Origin of the sequence: Clostridium moniliforme (assembly GCF_017873235.1) — a bacterium.
Taxonomy (GTDB): Bacteria; Bacillota; Clostridia; order Clostridiales; family Clostridiaceae; genus Clostridium; species Clostridium moniliforme.
The window spans coordinates 23,538-42,440 of record NZ_JAGGJZ010000011.1 but is presented as its reverse complement, the minus strand read 5'-3'; the positions used below and the strand labels follow the sequence as shown (position 1 = coordinate 42,440).

Annotated in this window: 17 protein-coding genes; 5 read left to right on the top strand and 12 right to left on the bottom strand. The window is 26.0% G+C overall.

Going from position 1 to position 18,903, the window contains the following annotated elements; translation table 11 throughout:
* The 3 genes from J2Z53_RS11855 to arcC all read left to right on the top strand — a co-directional run.
* On the top strand, window positions 1-99 hold a 99-nt coding region (locus J2Z53_RS11855; RefSeq protein ID WP_407927652.1), incomplete at its 5' end, for a hypothetical protein.
* Window positions 100-194: 95 nt separating this feature from the next.
* Window positions 195-1,637, top strand: coding sequence for an arginine-ornithine antiporter (gene arcD / locus J2Z53_RS11850; protein ID WP_209797694.1), 1,443 nt, complete (start codon window positions 195-197; stop codon window positions 1,635-1,637).
* A 159-nt stretch (window positions 1,638-1,796) separates the two neighbouring features.
* Window positions 1,797-2,741, top strand: a complete 945-nt coding sequence (gene arcC / locus J2Z53_RS11845) for a carbamate kinase (RefSeq protein ID WP_209797693.1) — start codon at window positions 1,797-1,799, stop codon at window positions 2,739-2,741.
* A gap of 77 nt (window positions 2,742-2,818) precedes the next feature.
* Here arcC and J2Z53_RS11840 read toward each other — a convergent pair whose 3' ends face one another.
* The 4 genes from J2Z53_RS11840 to J2Z53_RS11825 form a co-directional block, all read right to left on the bottom strand.
* On the bottom strand, window positions 2,819-4,246 hold the full coding sequence (locus tag J2Z53_RS11840) for a glycosyltransferase family 39 protein (RefSeq protein WP_209797692.1): 1,428 nt from the start codon (window positions 4,244-4,246) through the stop codon (window positions 2,819-2,821).
* Window positions 4,247-4,304: 58 nt separating this feature from the next.
* Complete coding sequence (locus J2Z53_RS11835) at window positions 4,305-7,064, bottom strand: YfhO family protein (RefSeq protein ID WP_209797691.1); 2,760 nt, start codon at window positions 7,062-7,064, stop codon at window positions 4,305-4,307.
* Between the two features lie 198 nt (window positions 7,065-7,262).
* Window positions 7,263-7,604: a zinc ribbon domain-containing protein YjdM gene (locus tag J2Z53_RS11830; protein WP_234925860.1), complete on the bottom strand. Its 342-nt coding sequence runs from the start codon at window positions 7,602-7,604 to the stop codon at window positions 7,263-7,265.
* Window positions 7,605-7,773: 169 nt separating this feature from the next.
* The gene (locus J2Z53_RS11825) at window positions 7,774-8,586 is read right to left on the bottom strand and encodes a MerR family transcriptional regulator (protein WP_209797690.1); all 813 of its coding nucleotides are present in this window, start codon (window positions 8,584-8,586) and stop codon (window positions 7,774-7,776) included.
* Window positions 8,587-8,697: 111 nt separating this feature from the next.
* Here J2Z53_RS11825 and J2Z53_RS11820 point away from each other — a divergent pair, with 111 nt between their 5' ends.
* On the top strand, window positions 8,698-9,348 hold the full coding sequence (locus tag J2Z53_RS11820; RefSeq protein WP_234925859.1) for a GNAT family N-acetyltransferase: 651 nt from the start codon (window positions 8,698-8,700) through the stop codon (window positions 9,346-9,348).
* 146 nt (window positions 9,349-9,494) lie between these two features.
* Here the strand turns inward: J2Z53_RS11820 and fliB are convergent, their stop codons facing one another.
* The 4 genes from fliB to bsh all read right to left on the bottom strand — a co-directional run bounded on the left by fliB (window position 9,495) and on the right by bsh (window position 13,409).
* A complete protein-coding gene (fliB, locus tag J2Z53_RS11815) occupies window positions 9,495-10,724 on the bottom strand; it encodes a flagellin lysine-N-methylase (protein WP_209797689.1) in 1,230 nt (409 codons plus the stop codon).
* Window positions 10,725-10,747: 23 nt separating this feature from the next.
* Window positions 10,748-11,278, bottom strand: a complete 531-nt coding sequence (locus J2Z53_RS11810; protein ID WP_234925858.1) for a helix-turn-helix domain-containing protein — start codon at window positions 11,276-11,278, stop codon at window positions 10,748-10,750.
* Window positions 11,279-11,392: 114 nt separating this feature from the next.
* The gene (locus J2Z53_RS11805; RefSeq protein WP_209797687.1) at window positions 11,393-12,217 is read right to left on the bottom strand and encodes a hypothetical protein; all 825 of its coding nucleotides are present in this window, start codon (window positions 12,215-12,217) and stop codon (window positions 11,393-11,395) included.
* A 196-nt stretch (window positions 12,218-12,413) separates the two neighbouring features.
* The gene (bsh, locus tag J2Z53_RS11800; RefSeq protein ID WP_209797686.1) at window positions 12,414-13,409 is read right to left on the bottom strand and encodes a choloylglycine hydrolase; all 996 of its coding nucleotides are present in this window, start codon (window positions 13,407-13,409) and stop codon (window positions 12,414-12,416) included.
* 596 nt (window positions 13,410-14,005) lie between these two features.
* On the opposite strand from bsh, the gene J2Z53_RS11795 reads away from it, so the two are divergent.
* Window positions 14,006-15,271, top strand: a complete 1,266-nt coding sequence (locus tag J2Z53_RS11795; RefSeq protein ID WP_209797685.1) for a cation:dicarboxylate symporter family transporter — start codon at window positions 14,006-14,008, stop codon at window positions 15,269-15,271.
* Window positions 15,272-15,471: 200 nt separating this feature from the next.
* Here J2Z53_RS11795 and J2Z53_RS11790 read toward each other — a convergent pair whose 3' ends face one another.
* The 4 genes from J2Z53_RS11790 to J2Z53_RS11775 all read right to left on the bottom strand — a co-directional run bounded on the left by J2Z53_RS11790 (window position 15,472) and on the right by J2Z53_RS11775 (window position 18,754).
* The gene (locus tag J2Z53_RS11790; RefSeq protein WP_209797684.1) at window positions 15,472-15,846 is read right to left on the bottom strand and encodes a DUF956 family protein; all 375 of its coding nucleotides are present in this window, start codon (window positions 15,844-15,846) and stop codon (window positions 15,472-15,474) included.
* A 155-nt stretch (window positions 15,847-16,001) separates the two neighbouring features.
* A complete protein-coding gene (locus tag J2Z53_RS11785) occupies window positions 16,002-16,913 on the bottom strand; it encodes a PTS system mannose/fructose/sorbose family transporter subunit IID (protein ID WP_209797683.1) in 912 nt (303 codons plus the stop codon).
* 19 nt (window positions 16,914-16,932) lie between these two features.
* Entirely contained in the window at window positions 16,933-17,739 is an 807-nt protein-coding gene (locus tag J2Z53_RS11780) for a PTS mannose/fructose/sorbose transporter subunit IIC (RefSeq protein WP_209797682.1), read from the bottom strand.
* Window positions 17,740-17,776: 37 nt separating this feature from the next.
* Window positions 17,777-18,754, bottom strand: coding sequence for a mannose/fructose/sorbose PTS transporter subunit IIA (locus tag J2Z53_RS11775; RefSeq protein WP_209797681.1), 978 nt, complete (start codon window positions 18,752-18,754; stop codon window positions 17,777-17,779).
* Window positions 18,755-18,903 lie beyond the last annotated feature (149 nt).

Here is an 18,903-nt window from a genome sequence, read left to right as displayed (position 1 = left end):
GACGAAGTATTTAGAAGTAGAAATTCAGTAGTATTTGATGAAGCTGAAAATAGAATGCATACTATTAAAGCTGTAATGGTTGCAACTGCAGGAAAATAGTAATATATCATTAGAATTAGTCGACTATTTCCTAATAGTCGACTAAAGTTTTTTATATAAATAATTTATTTTTAATTGAATAGGGAGTGAATATTATGTCAGAACAACAATCTACTGGTGAAGAAAGAAATCTTGGATTTGCTTCGCTTGCAGCCCTAATTGTAGGTTCAATGATCGGTGGTGGAGCCTTCAATTTACCTTCAGATATGGCAAGAGGAGCTGGATCTGGTGCAATTATTTTAGGTTGGGTTATAACTGGTATTGGTATGATAGCACTTGCTTTTGTTTATCAAGCATTAGCAAATAGAAAACCAGAATTAAGTGGTGGTGTTTATAGCTATGCTAAAGCTGGTTTTGGTGATTATATAGGTTTCAATTCAGCATGGGGATATTGGTTAAGTGCTTGGATTGGAAATGTTTCTTACGCAGTATTATTATTCGGAGCTATAGGATACTTTTTCCCTATATTTGGAGAAGGAAATAATTTAGCTTCTGTTATAGGTGCTTCCATTTTAGTATGGGCTTTCGCACTATTAATTTTTAAAGGTGTAAGCGGAGCAGCTTTAGTTAACTTAATTACAACTATAGCTAAATTAGTACCTATTTTTGTATTTATAGTAGCTGCAATATTTGCATTCCACTTCGATAATTTCACATTTGAATTCTGGGGAAGTCCAGACTTAGGTAGTGTAATAGATCAAGCTAAAAATACAATGCTTGTAACATTATGGTGTTTCATAGGTATTGAAGGTGCAGTTGTTGTATCTGGTAGAGCTAAGAAACAAAGTGATGTTGGTAAAGCAACTGTTATTGGACTAATAGGAACATTATGCATTTATATGTTAATTTCATTAATGGCACTTGGTGTTATGAAGAGAATGGATTTAGCAAACTTACAAAACCCATCAATGGCTTATGTTTTAGAATTTGCTGTTGGTAAATGGGGTGCTGTTTTAATTAACTTAGGTTTAATTATTTCACTATTTGGTTCTTTACTTGGATGGACATTACTTTCAGCTGAAATTCCATTTGTTGCTGCAAAAGATGGTGCACTTCCAAAAATATTCTCAAAAGTAAATGAAAATGATGCTCCAGTTGGATCATTAATTATTACTAACATATTAGTAGAAGTTTTCTTATTATTAACTTTAGTTTCAAATAGTACTTATCAAGCTCTTTATTCAATAGCAAGTACTGCTATACTTGTTCCATATCTTTTAAGTGCAATGTATGCAATGAAATTATCCTATTCAGGAGAAACATACGATGTAAATCCTGAAGGAAGAACTAAAGATAAAATAGCTTCAACTATAGCAACAATTTATGCTATATGGTTATGTTATGCTGCAGGATTAAAATACTTATTATTATGTTTCATTCTTTATGCAATAGGAATTATATTCTATTGGAAAGCTAAAAAGGAAACTAATCCTGATCAAAAGGTTTTTGAAGGAAAAGAAAATGTTGTTATGATAGTAATTTTAGCAATTGGTATATTAGCTATTATCTTACTTGCAACTGGTAAGGTTACTATTTAATCATAATAAAATAAATAAACAAAAGATAAGATGTTAAATTTACAAAAGATAAATTTTTTAATTTAAAAGAACAAAAGATAAAATATTATAATTTATAAAATAATTTTAATTAAATTTACAGATGATAAAATTTTACTCAATTATAAGGAGGATAAAATTATGAAGATAGTTTTAGCATTAGGTGGAAATGCATTACAAGCAGATCCAAAAGATAAAAGTGCAGAAGGACAACTTAAAACTTGTAAAGAAACTGCTAAGTCAGTAGTAGATTTAATAGAAGCTGGACATCAAGTTTCAATAGTACACGGAAATGGACCACAAGTTGGTCAAATCTTAGCTAGTTTAGAAGCTGCATATCAAGCTGATAATAATAATACATTATTCCCATTTGATGTTGTAGGAGCATTTTCACAAGGATATATAGGATATCACCTACAAAATTCTATATTAGAAGAATTAAAAAATAGAAATATTCAAAAATCAGTTGGAACTATGGTAACTCAAGTAGTTGTAGATAAAAATGATAATGGATTTAAAAATCCTACTAAACCAATCGGTTCATTCTATAGCAAGGAAGAAGCAGAAAAGCTTCAAAAAGATAAAGGTTATGTAATGAAAGAAGATGCAGGAAGAGGATATAGAAGAGTTGTTGCTTCACCAAAGCCTGTTGATATAGTTGAAAAAGATATTATAGAAAAAATGGTTTCAGATGGCTTCGTAGTTGTAGCTTGCGGTGGCGGTGGAATACCAGTAGTAAAAGAAGGAAATGACTTAGTTGGAGTTCCAGCAGTTATTGATAAAGACTTTGCTGCTGAAAAGCTTGCAGAACTTTTAGATGCAGATGTACTTTTAATACTTACAGCTGTTGATAGAGTTTGTGTAAACTTTAATAAACCAAACCAAAAAGCATTAGAAGAAATAAATATTGAAGAAGTAGATAAATATATTGAAGAAGGACAATTTGCTCCAGGAAGTATGTTACCAAAGGTTGAAGCTTGTAAAAAGTTCGTTCAATCTGGTGAAAATAAATCAGCAATAATTGCTTCTCTTAGCCGAGCTAATGATGCTTTAGTTGGAAAATCTGGAACAAAAATAGTAAAGTAATAAAACTACACCTAAAAATAGACTAAGGTGATAGATTTAAAATCTATCACCTTAATTTTATTATTTATCATAATTATCTAATCGTAATTATTTCTATATTTGTTCATAGAGGATATTGCTTCTATTGATAAAATTACTAAAGTAGGAATTATAAAATATCTATATCTTGTTTGTACTTCTAAAATTAAATGAGACAACACATATCCAATTAGTATTATCATAAAAAGATGATAATAACCAAATTTGATTCTTTTAAACACACTTATAATTACTGATAAAAATGCTAAAGATACTATAATTATAAATTGAACCTTTTCTATTTTTAAAAGTAACTTCATCAAATGTTTAGATGCCCCTTTATAGTTTAGAGAAAATGAAAGACTTCCAAAATCATTTTTTGTCCACATATAACGGAATTTTTTATTAAATAAGTTTATTACTTTTTCCTTATCTTTAAGCCTATCTAAAATTAATTGTTTTTCATAATCATCTCTTTTTTCTCCTAATGGATACCTATTAACTAAATCACCATCTTCAGAATTCCAAAGTCCACCATGCTTATCATTTAATCCAACTACAAATTTCCAGTAAGGCTCTCTATTAGATAAAGAATAATCAGTATATCCACTTAACTTAAATGCTCCTGACACCATTGTGCTTGTTATTAAGTATATAGCTACTATTAATGTAGGTCTTAAAATATTATATTTTAAAAATCTCTTAGGATTTTTAATATTTTCAAAATCATTAAATATTAAAAATAATACTATTGCAATTATAACTATAATACCCTCTGGTCTAATTATATTTCCTAAAGAAATTATTACTCCAACATAAATAATACTAAAAAAGTATTTTTCTTTACTTATTAATAAATACAATCCGAAATAAATAAGTAAAGTTGAAAGATGTTGATTAGTTAATACAGAGGTCATTGCTATACTTGTGACATAAAAACAGTATATTAAAGCAGGAACCCTAGCACTTTTCCCCTTTTTTAAAGTATTACATATTAAGTAAATAACTATGGGAATACAAGAAGTTATAATAGCATTAACTAACTTTAATACACCTATTGAATTTCCAAAAATATTAATTATAACGTATTGAAAAAAAGTAAATCCTAGTTGATATACCCATGTTTGAAAATATTCACTTCCTCTTAAAGCGTCAATATTTCCATTTAATATATCTTGTGCTCCATTATACATTTGCATAAAATCCGATACTGGAAGACTATAAATATTTAAAACCCAAATAACTCTTATAATTAACGCTGTTAAAAATAATGCTAATAAAAAGTATTTATTATTTTTTATTCGATATAATAAAAGCCCTATAAACAATGATAAGAAAATATATAAAAATACATTTATATTATCACTTAGTAATAAATTAACTTTTCCAATGGGAGAAATATTTAAATTTACCATTACACCTAATATAATTAGTGTAATTCCAGTAACAACTAACCATGATGACTTCTTTATAAAATTTACAAACATATTATTAATCCTCTCATGAATTATAATCTAATGTACAAGCTGATTATATCACACAATCCTAAGTATCTTTATTTCTCTTTTCTAAAATTATAAAAACTAAAAGAATAGTAATTCCAATTATAGTAATCACTAATCCAATTCTTAACAATGGTGTTTTATATTTTAATTCTATTTCACTTTTCCCAGATTCTATATTTATTCCTAAGAAAGCTTTATTTACTGGAAAAGTTTCTACCATTTTTCCATTTACCTTAACTTCCCAACCCCTACAATATGGAATTTGAAAGGTAAGTATACCATCTTTAGAAGAATTTATATTTCCTAATATTTTATCGTTATATACCTTATCTATAACAAAATTATTTGATCTAAGCTTTTTAAATTCTTCATCATACTTTTTAATAGGTAAGTTAATTACCTCTAAGTCATCATAACTATATTCACCTGGATTTTTAAATGTTAGTATAATAGGTTCACTACTATCTAGATCATTATGATATCCTAAATTATATAATATATTATCCATATCAAAGTATCCTGAAGCATCTAACCCATCTGGTTTATTAAAATTTTTACTTATATTTTTATATGATGCATTTATCTTAAAACCATCCCCATTATTAATGTTATATAACTTTTTAACTAGATGTTTTATTTTATTATTAAAATCTTTACTTTCACCTTTTCCTTCTAAGCCTTTTGAAAAAGGTGTAAATTTTAAGTTTCTAATATTTACATATATATTTCCTTCTGATTTATTATTAATATTTAAAATAACCGTCTCATTTGGTTTGGTTACAGTAATCTTATTATAACTAATCTTTGCTGTACTATTTTTAGTATCAAATATTATATTTTCTAATTTAGAAGGTATACTTTTTATATTGATCTTAGAATATTTAGAATCCACACTTGCACAATAAACTAATGCTTCTTCCTTTTCTAATCCATTTAAACTATCAAATGTACCAATATCTAATATATTAGAATAAACATATCCAAAAGGTAAAACATTATTATTTTTGTATATAGAAAATTCTCCAATATTTTTAACCTTATTTATTGATGAATCGAATCTTGGATCTTCATACTCTTTACTTATATAATATTTAACTCCCATTAAACTACTTACTATAGGTCTATTATCAAAATTAATTATTGGACTATTAGGGGTAAAAGCTCTATTATTTAAGCTTCTAGAAAATTCCGCTAAATATCCATTATTTATAGATAAAAAAGAATCTATTCCATTATAATTTAATACTATAGAATTATTTCTAGTTTTATCACGAGATACATTATCAGCCTTACTTATTCTATAAAAGGATTTATCATTACTTTTAATATATTTTTCTGCACCATTAAAAGAATCTTTATAGTATGAAAAAGCCTCACCCCTATCTAAAAATTCTTTAATATATTTGTTTCCATTAATACTATATCTATAATAATTATTAAAAATTATATTTAATGAAAGTAAAATACATAATCCCCAAAATAATATTCTATTATTTTTTAATATATTTTTTCTCTTTAATTTTAAATAATACAATATAAACCCAATTGTTATTATTCCTAAAAATACACTTGGAAAAACTTCATTTTTAACTTTAGGAAATTTAAGTTTTATAATTCCAAATACAAAGAAAATAGAAAGTATAAATATACTCCATAAAATATCTACTTTATTTATACTTTTTATATTATCGAATCCTAATACTATTATTAAACTTGAAATAAATGCAAATACAAAGGACCATCTATTAGATATAGAGGAAAAACCATTCATGGCAGAACCAAAAAAAGGTATTAAAATCATTATAGAAAATATTATAGTCATATAAAAATAAGTTTTATGATTTTTTCTATTTCTAATGAATAATGGTAATAATATAAATGTTAATACTGGTAATGTAAGTACAGTCCAAAAAGGATAACTTCCGCTTGAAATAGAAGAATATATTAAATTAATATAATAAGCTATAGGATAAATTAATATTGATTGTTGTGTATTATCACTTAAAATTCTAGATGACGTTAATATTGAATAAAGGGTTGGCAAAAATATAACGGACGATATTAAAATTCCTATAATAAAGTACAACAGCAAATTAAAAAAGTACCTACTAAATTTTATATTTTTTAAGTTTTTTAATTCAAAGTATCTTAAAAAAGAATATATTATACTTATAATTGCAAGCATATAAGCAAAGTAAAAATTAGAAATCATAGATACTGAAACAATAATAGAAAATAAATATTTTTTCTTATTATCTAATATATTTTCTATACAAATAAAAACAAGTGGAAGTATTATTAAGGGATTAATAAAATAAGGATGTCTTATTGCAGACATTATTATAAATCCTGAAAAAGCATAGGAAATTCCTCCTAAAATAGATCCATAATTAGAGAATTTAATCCTCTTACAATATAATATAAACGCTACTCCAGTAAAATATAACCTAAGAGCAATTAATAAATCATATACTATTTCTAATTTATCCAATGGAAATAATAATGATAAATATGAAAATGGATCTCCTATAACATAATAAGAATAAGCACCTATTATATCACTTCCATAACCTATATTCCATGACCATTCACTAATTCCATCTAAGGGATTTTTAATAAAATTTCTAATAATCTCATTAAAATCATAAAGTATAGAAAAATGCTGATTAATTCCATCACTTTTCCATATTAACGTTTTACCTTCTATTAAAAATAGACCATAATATAAAGAAAAAATAAATAAAAATATAAATGTATAAGTAATTATTGGATAGTTCTTTATTGATTTTACAGTTTTCATAAACTTACCTCTTTTTTAATTAAATAATCACTATTCTCGATTATATCCAAAATACTTACAATAAATACGTATAAAAAAATATCTCAAACACAATCACCATTAAAGTAATTTAAAACTTAAATAAAAACACCTATAGATTTTCTATAGGTGTTTTTATTTTCAATATTTTTAATTATTTTAAATTGTATATTCTATCTTTTATAACTTTTTAACAAATTCAGATTTTAATTGCATAGCTCCAAATCCATCAATTTTACAATCAATATTATGATCGCCTTCAACTAAACGTATATTCTTTACTTTTGTACCTTTTTTTAGGGCTGATGAACATCCTTTTACTTTAAGATCTTTAATTATAGTTACAGAATCACCATCATTTAAAATGTTTCCGTTAGAATCTTTAACTATAAGGTCATCTTCATTATTTTCATTTTCTGATCCTAAAGTCCATTCATGAGCACATTCTGGACAAATTAATAAAACTCCATCTTCATAAGTATACTCTGAATTACATTTTGGACAATTTGGTAATTTAATCATTATTTGATTTCCTCCATTTTGATTATTGCTAATTCTAATAAATTCCCTTTTTATAACTTTGTAATAATAAGAATTATAAACTTGAAATTTACAAAAACATATAGGGGGATATTTATAGGTTTATATAATATCATAGTCTTATTATATTCACAAACAATTTTAATTTTATTTAATTACTATCTTCTACAAGAATTTGAATTTGACAATTATAAGACTCTATATTAAAGATGTCATTAAAAAGTTCCATTTCAATAAAATTTTTAATTTTTAAATTATGCTCCTTTGCATAATTAATTACTTTTCTAATACGTTCATTCTCATTATCTTTACTATAATTTAGAGTTAAATATTTTCCTTTTGGTAATATTTTTATATTATCTTCTAAGTCTATATCTGTATTTTCTTCAACATCTATTACATTAAAAACATATAAAGGATTTATTTTTCCATTTGAATTAAATTCATACATTATTCCCCTATCCAAAGATATTTTTATATCTTTATCTTGAATTACTCTTTCTAAATCTGAGTAATAAAGTAATTCCTTTAAGCTACCAGCTTCTTTACATGGTGATGTAATTACATAACGTTCATCAAAAAATTTAATATCGATTTCATCATTTTCTAATATACTTCTAGAAGTTTTTACGGTTTCATTTAAATCATCAATATTTTTAATTATCTCTTTCATTTTATTTATATTTTCTTCTGCTTCTTTTTTCTTTACTTCTAAAAATTCTAATAATTTATCAGTATTACATTCCTTAAAAATTTCTTGAAGTTCTTTTATACTTGTTCCTAAAGCCCTACATCCTTTTATAATATCTATATAAATAAATTGATCTATAGAATAATATCTATAACCTGTTTCTTCATCAACATAACTTGGAATAAGAATACCCATTTTATGATAATATCTTAAAGCCTTTATGGTTATCTTTTTAATCTTTGAAACTTCACCAATAGAAAATAAATTTTTCATTTTTATAACTTCCTTTAATATTTTAAAATTTATTATTGACTCTCCCCTTAGAGAACATATTACTATCATTATAAGGTTGTTTTACCATAAAATACAAATTTAATTTTTAATATGAAAGGGTTTGGTATAACTATGAATAAGGTAATTTATAGAGATTTAGTTAAAGAGGATTATGGAATTATAAAAGAGTTAATTGGTGAGGCTTTTGGCTTTAATGAATTTATTAAAAATAAAAAATTTTTAGATTTAGTATTAGATTCCTATATGAAAGACTGCCTTTTAGATAGTTCCTTTAGTAAAGTAGCAGAAAAAGACAATAAACTAATTGGATTTATTTTAGGAAAAGCAGAAAATGATGAAAATATTTTAGAAGAGCCTAATAAAACTTCAAATGATGAAAATGAAAATCTTGATTTAATTATGGATAACGAAGAAAATCAGATGATAATACAAGAATTATTAAAAATTAAAGATACCTATAATGAAATTATAGAAGGAAAGGAAGATAACTTTCAAGGTGCAATACAATTATTTATTGTATCTAAAGAATCTAGGGGACTTGGGGTTGGAAAGACTCTAATTAATCATTTATTTAACTATATGAAAAGTAGAGATGTAAAATCCATATACTTATATACAGATACTAGATGCAACTATGGATTTTATGATAGTCAAAACTTTAAGCGTATAAATGAAAAGGAAATTACTTTCACTTCTTTAAATTCAAAACTTAATGTATTCCTATATAGTTATGATTTCTAATTAACAAAAAAATAGTAGCCCTTAAATTATAAATTTTATAGGGCTACTTTAATCTGTTATAAAACTTTCTGAACAATTAAGTTAGTATAAAAAATGTCTAAAATTTATTTTTAATTAAAACATAATAATTTATTGATATAATATTTCTACATTTTAGGTAAGTGTATTTTAGCAAACTCTATATTATTAAATTCCTTTTCTTTTATATACTTTAAAATATCAACTAAATAACTTTTATGATGTCCCATTCCCTTTGAAAAAACTTGAATAAATTGAACTATTTCTTCAATGGAATCCTGTTTATTGTATAAATATTTTCCAACTAAATAAAATCTAATAAAAGAATATCTCATTAAAAGCATAATATATCCATCAAATACTGATTCAGTTTCAGAAAAAGGGAACATATCATTATACATAAAATTCACTAAATAATTTTCAAATATATAGCTATTATTTTTTATAAACTTTTCAGTATAGTTTTTAAATGCTTCTATATAAACCTTTGAATATTTACCTAGGTTTCCTTTCTCTTCAAGCTTAAATCCTTCTATTACTTTATTTGTATCTTCATTAAAAACAATACTATCTACTTCTCTAAAATTATTAAAAAACTTTAGTGTTTTTTGAAAAAAATCCATTTGAAGAATATAACTTAAATCATCTTTTTCATATGGATCATTAACTAAATTTATATTATATTCTTTAATAAATTTAGGTACATTATTAAAATTATATTTAAGTTCATCCTCTAACTTATTTATAAATTCTCCTAATATATAAAGTCTTTCATTTAAATCAAACTTTCTATTTTGCAAGATCTTAATACTTAAATCTCTAATCTCTTTAAAATACTTTATAGGTGAATTACTAAATTCCTTAGACTTAGTATCTATTTCACTTGATACTATATGCTTTCCTAAAACCTCTGTACATTCTTCAAATTTAATTCCTTCTTCCTTTAACAAAAGGATTCTTGAAGCTTCTGGACAAGAAACATCTAAAGACATTTCATAATATCCATCTACTTTATTAAGTATTCTTGGAAAACATGTACAAACATTTGAAAGATATTCTTCTCCGAGTTTAGAATATATAATACAATAATTTTCATCATCTAAAAATGGACATCTTTTATCCTTTTTTAATTTTACTTTTCCATAATCTATATTAGGACTTATGTAATTATCATTGTTATGAACATTCTTTTGGAACATTTTTTTCATTTCTTTATCTTGAACTTTATAATATTCCTTAAAAGTTGTCTTATCAATTTCTATATCCCAACCAATACAACAACTATCTGTACATTTTCCACCTATACATTTAAATTCTTTAAGATATTTTGGATATCTTTTTTTTATACTCTTTTCCATTGTATACTTCCTTTACAAATAAATTATTTTTCTTTTATATTTGTTTTTTTAAAGTTCTTTTTAGTAATCTCTACTATATATCCTATACCCATTCCAATAAAACTAAAAGCTGTTCCTAGCATAAAATTATCTGTAATAAAACCTAATCCAGTTCCAATAACAAATCCACCAACCATTAAACTACTAAAAAGATCATCTTCCTCATTTAATTCTTCATTACAGTTTTCATCCTCTAAACTTTTGCATTGAATATTTAGATTTTTATTATCTTCTATTGATTGAAAATCTTCTTTGTTTTCTAATTCCTTAGAATTATTACCTAACGTTTTACTATTTTTAATTTTATCACTATCTTTAATTTCATCAATTATTAAATTATCTAATGTTACATCAAATATATCTCTTAATAAAACAAGATTACTTATATCTGGATATGTACTCCCCGATTCCCATTTTGATATAGCTTGTCTAGATACATTTAACATTTTAGCTAATTGTTCTTGAGATAAGTTTTTTTCTTTTCTTAATCTTTTTATGTTTTCCCCTAAATTCAAATATAACCACCTCATCTTATAACTTAAATTATATTTAAACTTCTAAATATGTACAATAACTTTGTAGTTGCATACTGTTAACTAATAGTTGCATGTCTTATATTAAAATAAATATTAGTTATTTATTAACTTAAGTATTGGCTCTCCATAATTACTCACAACTAAATATACATTATCACTTTTTTTCAAAGGTACAGCATATCTCACTAAATCAGTATCTAAAAATTGATAATATTGGATTTTATCCTTACTCATAATACCTTCATATATAAAGTCAGTTCCTTCTGGTAGCACTCCATTAACTAATTGAACAGCTTTATAAAATGTATTCCAATGACTTTTATTTTCTAAAATTTCTTCTTTTTCTTTCTTAATTCTCTTTGCTTCCTTTGGATTTATTTTCTCATCTTCTATGTATTTTATTTCATCCTTAATTTTTTTAATTTCTTTCTTTTCATTTAAATTTAATTTCTCTTTTTCTAAGTCTTTGAGTAATTTTGTAGCTTCATTAGAGTCTTTTTTCTTTATTAATTCTTTTATTTTATTAAATTCACTTATCTTTTTCATTGAATCATCTATTTTTATTTCAAGATTATCAACATCATCCTTTAATCCATAAAATTTCACATAACTAGAATTAATTTTTTTAATTTCATTTTTTGCCTCTTCTACTTTATTTTCATTAAATAGCTTTTTAGAATATAAGTATTCCTTTATCATATCTTTGTATTCTAATGCTTCTTTATTTTTTGACTTATAATCCAAATCAAATAAAACTAAAGCTTTATCATATTCCTTCCCATCCATAAAGTGTATACCTTTTTCTAGTATCTTATTTTCACTTATCCTTCTATATGTAAAAAAGGATATAACCCCTAATATAGTTACTACTATAATAATACTTACAATAGCTAACATTATCTTATGTTTTTTCTTCATGTATTTTTTAACTCCTATTTTATAAAATAATACTTATTAAATTAAATTTTCCAAATTTTAATAAGCACTTTTTAGTATACAATTTACAAAGTCATAATTAAATACCTTTTTAATAAAAAAAGAAGGAAATGCCTTATATATTAGCTATCCTTCTTATTTTAAACTTAAATATTTATGTTTTAATAATTTATATATATTAATTTTCAAAATTTATATTTAAAGTTGTATTATACTTAAACATCTTCATTTCTTTACCATCTAAATTTTCTTTATTCATATCTATGGCATTTATTTGACTATTTTCATAAGTGTTATAATAATAAATTCCCTTTTCTAAATTCATACAACTTGTATATTGAGTAACATCACTCTTTGAAGATGGTAATCTAACTGCACCCTTTACCATAGCAACATTATTTAATATATGGAAAAATTCAATAATATCAATTTTATCTTTATCGTTTTTCATAACTGCATCCCTAAATACGGATGTTCTTATAAATCTAGCTGCTGGAGTAAAGTCTCCTGGCAATCCAATTAATCCATTTCCTTGTCCTAGTGCAATTAAATTTTCATCACTCAATTCATATGATGGAACTATATCATAATTTATCATACCAATATATTGGCGTAAATTAGTTATATGCCAAGGAAATTCTGGTGAATTTGTAAGAACACCAACATTGTTATCAAAAACACGTAATCCTTCCTCTTTTGTTTGTTCAATTACTATAGATTTTCCTGTTATATCTGTTGCCATCCAGTGAAGTGTTGAATTAGGTATATTTTCATCAATAGTTTCATCTACCAATTTCACATTTGTCAATGCCTTTTTTAAATCTTGTATATTACTGAAGTTTGCTAGAACCCATAAAATAAAGTTGTAAACTGGAATATTTTCTTTGTCTTTTGATCTTTCCTTAGGAAAATAAGCATTTTGTGGAAAGTTTAACCCTGCACAAGCTAAACCTTTCTCATTCATTCCATCAGCTAAAGTTGGATAATTATTAAATATTGTTCCCATAGCAAGAATTGCATGTTTAGTTGTTAATTCCTTTTTAGAAACAGAATTAATACATGTAAAATTTCTTGGAATGAATATTATAGATTGATTAAATGAGTATTCAATATCCATATTTCTACCAAATAAATGTAACCCATCTTTTGTTTCTAGTGTTAATCCTGTACACATAAAATCACTCCCTATTTTATTTGTTTATTAATATCAAACTTAAGTTAGATACTTTTTATAAGATTATAATTTTATTAACTTTAATTATAATACTTATTCCTTTTAAATATTATAATTATAAATTAATATTCCATAAATTCTTTTTTTAATAATTAAAATTTATTTATCTGCTTAATTTTTATTTTTTCATTTTATCTCTAATATATTCATTTATAATTTTGAATTAAAATCTATTAATAAATTTCATAATTTTATTAACATTAGATTAATTGTATTATTATGGTAAACTTTCAATTTCCCCATATATCATTCGAATATATAGATATTTTTAACATAAAACTTGCACTTTTTTTAATTTAATGAAGGATTTTTATCAATTTTCTCTATATTTACTTTAAATTTTTAGGTTAAAATTTAAAAAATACATATATTAATCTATATTTTTTTAAAAATATAAGATTAATTTCACTTTTTTTATGATATACTATAGTCTGTAAAATGAATTTTTACATATATATTTCTTGCATTTATGTAATCTAAGAAAATTTACAAAATGACTTTTAAGTTATAAATCAATCAAGGGGGCTATTAAACAAATGAAAAAATTCGGACTAGCGTTTCAAATTATACTTGGACTTGTTCTTGGTATTATAGTAGGAGCTGTTTTTTATGGTAATCAAGCTATTACTTCATATTTACAGCCATTTGGAGATATTTTTATAAGATTAATTAAAATGATTGTTGTTCCTATTGTCTTCTCATCACTTGTTGTTGGTGTTGCAGGAGTTGGGGATATTAAAAAATTAGGAAAAATAGGTGGTAAAACAATACTTTATTTTGAGATTGTAACTACCTTTGCTATTATAATAGGTTTAATTGTAGCTAACTTAGTTCACCCAGGAAATGGAGTAAACATTAGCAATCTTGCAACTACTAATATTGATAAATATATGCATACAGCAGAAGCTGCATCTAACCATGGGTTTATGGATACATTTATAAATATTGTTCCAACTAATATTTTTGAATCTCTTGCAAAAGGTGACTTACTTCCTATTATTTTCTTTTCAGTTATGTTTGGATTAGGGGTAGCTGCAATTGGAGAAAAAGGAAAGCCTGTTCTTGCAATATTTCAAGGAATAGCTGATGCAATGTTTTGGATAACTAATCAAATTATGAAACTTGCACCACTTGGTGTATTTGGTCTAATAGGTGTAACAGTTGCTAAATTTGGATTAGCTTCATTAATTCCTTTAGGAAAGTTAATTATTACTGTTTATGGTGCAATGTTCTTCTTTGTATTTTTTGTTCTTGGTTTTGTTGCAAAGATAGCAGGAATAAATATCCTATCACTTATAAAACTTTTAAAAGATGAACTTATTTTAGCTTATACTACAGCAAGTTCTGAAGCAGTTTTACCAAAATTAATGGAGAAGATGGAGAAGTTTGGATGTCCTAAGTCAATTACATCTTTTGTTGTACCAACAGGATATTCTTTTAACTTAGATGGATCTACTTTATATCAATCTATTGCAGCACTTTTTATTGCTCAAATATACGGAATTCATCTACCACTTTCTGCTCAAATTAACTTAGTAATTGTATTAATGCTTACTTCAAAAGGTATGGCAGGAGTTCCAGGTGCATCCTTTGTAGTACTATTAGCAACTGTTGGTTCTCTAGGAATCCCTGTAGCAGGAGTTGCTTTCATTGCAGGTATAGATCGTATTGTTGATATGGCAAGAACTGTTGTTAATGTACTTGGAAACTCACTAGCTGTTGTTGTTATATCTAAATGGGAAAAGGAGTTCCACCCTAAAAAAGGAGAAGAATATATTAAATCAGTTAGTGAAATGGCATAATTTTAAATATATATAATTATAAAAAAGATACAAATCTATTAAAATTAGAGTTGTATCTTTTTTCATTTTCCTTAACATAAAAATTATTAAATTAAATATTAAAATAGATAATTAAATTTATAGCATCAACAAAACAAAAAAGAGCACTTCCCTTAAACAGAAACGCTCTACCTATATACTTACATATCATTAAGCTAATATTAATTCTTCTTGAATATAGATTTTATTCCTCTTTTAATAACATCAAAAAATCCTAATGACTTAACTATGTGATTTGGGTCAACATAATTTCTAATAGCACGAAGTACCTTCTTTGGGTCTTTAGATGCAAAGGAATATGTACCATTTTTTTTAGTTTTAATTGCATATCTTGGAATCCATTTTCCTTTTAATACTACAGATACAATTACACAATCAACTTCTTTCCAAGGAATTTGAATAAATTTTCTAGAATCATTAGAATTATAAAATTCAAAAGCCTTATCGCCAATCATTATCTTCCCATAATCCGTAAGTCCTGCGAAAGATGTTGCATCCATTACTAAATCTACATTTGTATTAAGTGATTCAACCATCGTTCTACCTCTTTTCTACTTAAGTATACATTTATTTTTATATACTATCATAATTTATAATATCACAAAATTTATTTTTATTTTAGCTTTTTTATGTTTAATAAAAGCCTAGGCTAAGTAAAAATATTATACTAACCTAGGCTGAATAAAAAATATTACATTAATCCTATTACGTGGAATACAATACCAATTACAAATAAAGCAAGAATAATTACAATTGGAGATACTTTCTTTTTAAGTAACCACATACAAAGAAGTGTTAATAATAATCCTGAAAGTCCAGGAATTAATGAATCTAAGTTACCTTGTAATGTTGTAACTTTCTCAGGACTTAATGATAAACCAGCTGATTGTTGAATTAATGCTTGTTTAATACCTTCTGCTCCAGCTGGAAGGTTAGCCCAATCAATGAAAGCACCTTTACTTAATTGAACAGATGATATTACTGGTGTAAATTTAATAGATACCCATCTATTAACTAATGATCCTAAGATGAACATACCAAGTATAGATGCACCTTTTGTAATTTCTTGTAATAAGCTACCTGATAAATCTTCTGTAATACGAGAACCAGCTTTGTAACCAAGTTCTTGTGTATACCAAGTAAATGCCATACGTATAATGTTCCAAGCAAAGAAGAATATAATAGGTCCCATTATATTACCAGCCATAGCAAGTGAAGCACCTAATGCTCCTAATATAGGTCTAACAGTAAACCAGAAAACTGGATCTCCGATACCTGCTAAAGGTCCCATCATACCAACTTTAACACCTTGAATAGTTACATCATCTACAGGTGATCCATTTGCACGATCTTCTTCTAATGCTAATGTTACACCAATAATAGGTGAAGCTACATATGGGTGAGTATTAAAGAATTCTAAGTGACGTGTTAACGCAGCTGCTCTTTCTTCTTTAGTTTTATATAATTTTTTAATTGCTGGAATTAATGAAAATGCCCAACCACCGTTTTGCATTCTTTCATAGTTCCAAGATCCTTGAATGAAAGTTGAACGCCACCAAATAGAAAGACGATCTTTTTTTGTTAACTTTAATTTTTTTTCCATATTCGTCTTCTCTCCCTTCCTAATAATTATCGATAATATCGCCTACTGGATCTCCTGTATTTGATCCACCATTACCTGAACCGCCTTTTTTGCTAAGTGCTAAGTAAATAAGAGCTATAGATACACCGATTGCACCTAATCCCATAAGTGTAATTTGAGGAATAGTTGCTAATACAAAACCAATTGCAAAGAATGGCCATACTTCTTTTGTTGCCATCATATTGATTACCATTGCATAACCAACAGCTACAACCATTCCACCACCTACTGCTAAACCATCTGTTAACCAAGCTGGCATAGAAGTAAGTAATGCGCTAATAGGACCAGAACCAATTAATAAAATTAATGCTGCTGGAAGAGCTATACGTACACCTTGCATACAAATAGCAATAATTTGCCACATTTCAACTTTTCTAATATTACCTTCTTTTGCAGCAGCATCCATGAAATGTACGAATGCTGTAGCAATTGTACGACAGATAATTGTTAATAATAAACCTGCAACTGCTAATGGAATTGCTATAGCAATAGCTGAATCAATTCCTGCTCTACCTTGTTGACCACCAAGAACTAGAATAATTGCAGATGCAACAGATGCTAATGCTGCATCAGGTGCTACTGCTGCACCTATATTTGCCCAACCTAAGGCAATCATTTGAAGAGTACCACCTAAGATTAGACATGGTATTAAGTTGCCTGTAACCAATCCGATTAAAGTACATGCAACTAATGGTTGATGAAATTGGAATTCATCTAGTATTCCTTCCATCCCAGCTAAAAATGCAATAATAATAACTAATATTATTTGAACTATATTTAGATCCACTGTGTTAATCCTCCTTTTTCTATTAAAACAACCTAAGTTATTTTAATTTATTTAATTCATTTTGTGCTTTTTTAATAATTTCGTCCATATCTCCTTTTGAATCATTTGGAACTTTACGAACATCAAAATCTAACCCAGCTTTTTTAAGTTTTTCAAAAGTATCAATATCTTCTTGACTAAAAGCAAGAACTTTATTTGGTTGAACTTTACCTGCTGAGTGAGCCATAGAACCAACATTAACTGTCTTTAAAGGTACTCCACCTTCTACTGCTCTAAGTAAATCCTCTGGATTTTCAAAAAGAAGCATTGCACGTTGTCCTCCAAAATGCTCATTATCTTTTGCAAGTTTAATCATTTGATTAATTGGAACAACATGTGCTTTAACTCCTGGAGGAGCAGCTTGTTGAATTAATTTCTTACGAAGATCATCCTTTGCTACTGCATCTGATACAACAATGATTCTTGTTGGTTGAACAGTTTTAGTCCAAGCAGTTGCTACTTGTCCATGAAGTAGACGAGAATCAATACGTGCTAATACATACTCAAATGATCCTGGTTTACCTAAGTTAGAATTATTTGTAGAATTATCAGAAGTGCTAACCTCTTTAACTGGTTCTAATGCTTCTGGTCTAACCTTAACTCCTTCTCTAGATGATTCTATAATACTAGATGCAATTTCTTGTGCAGATTCCATTGAAAGACGAGCTGCATAAGCTTCAATAAGCATTGGTAAATTCATACCAGCTACAATTGCCCACTTATCTTTGTGTTCTTCAAATAAACTATTTGCTTGGTTAAATGGTGTACCACCCCAAAGATCAACTAAGAATAAAACTTCATCTTGGCTATCAAAGGATGCGATTGCATCTTTCATTTTTGCTTTAATATCATCAGGCCCTTCACTAGGCATCAATGTAACAGCTTTAACGTTTTCTTGTTCACCGAAAATCATTTTACCAGATTGTAAGATCCCTTTAGCAAAATCCCCGTGACTAGCAAGAATAATTCCTACCATATATATACCTCCTATTTTTTATTTGTTACAAAAATTATAAATAAGTTCTAAAAACTTGTAATAAAATTATTAATTATAATTTTTCTTATAAACAAAATTTTTTAATAATTTATTATTTACATTTATATTAGTAGCAAGTATCATGCCAA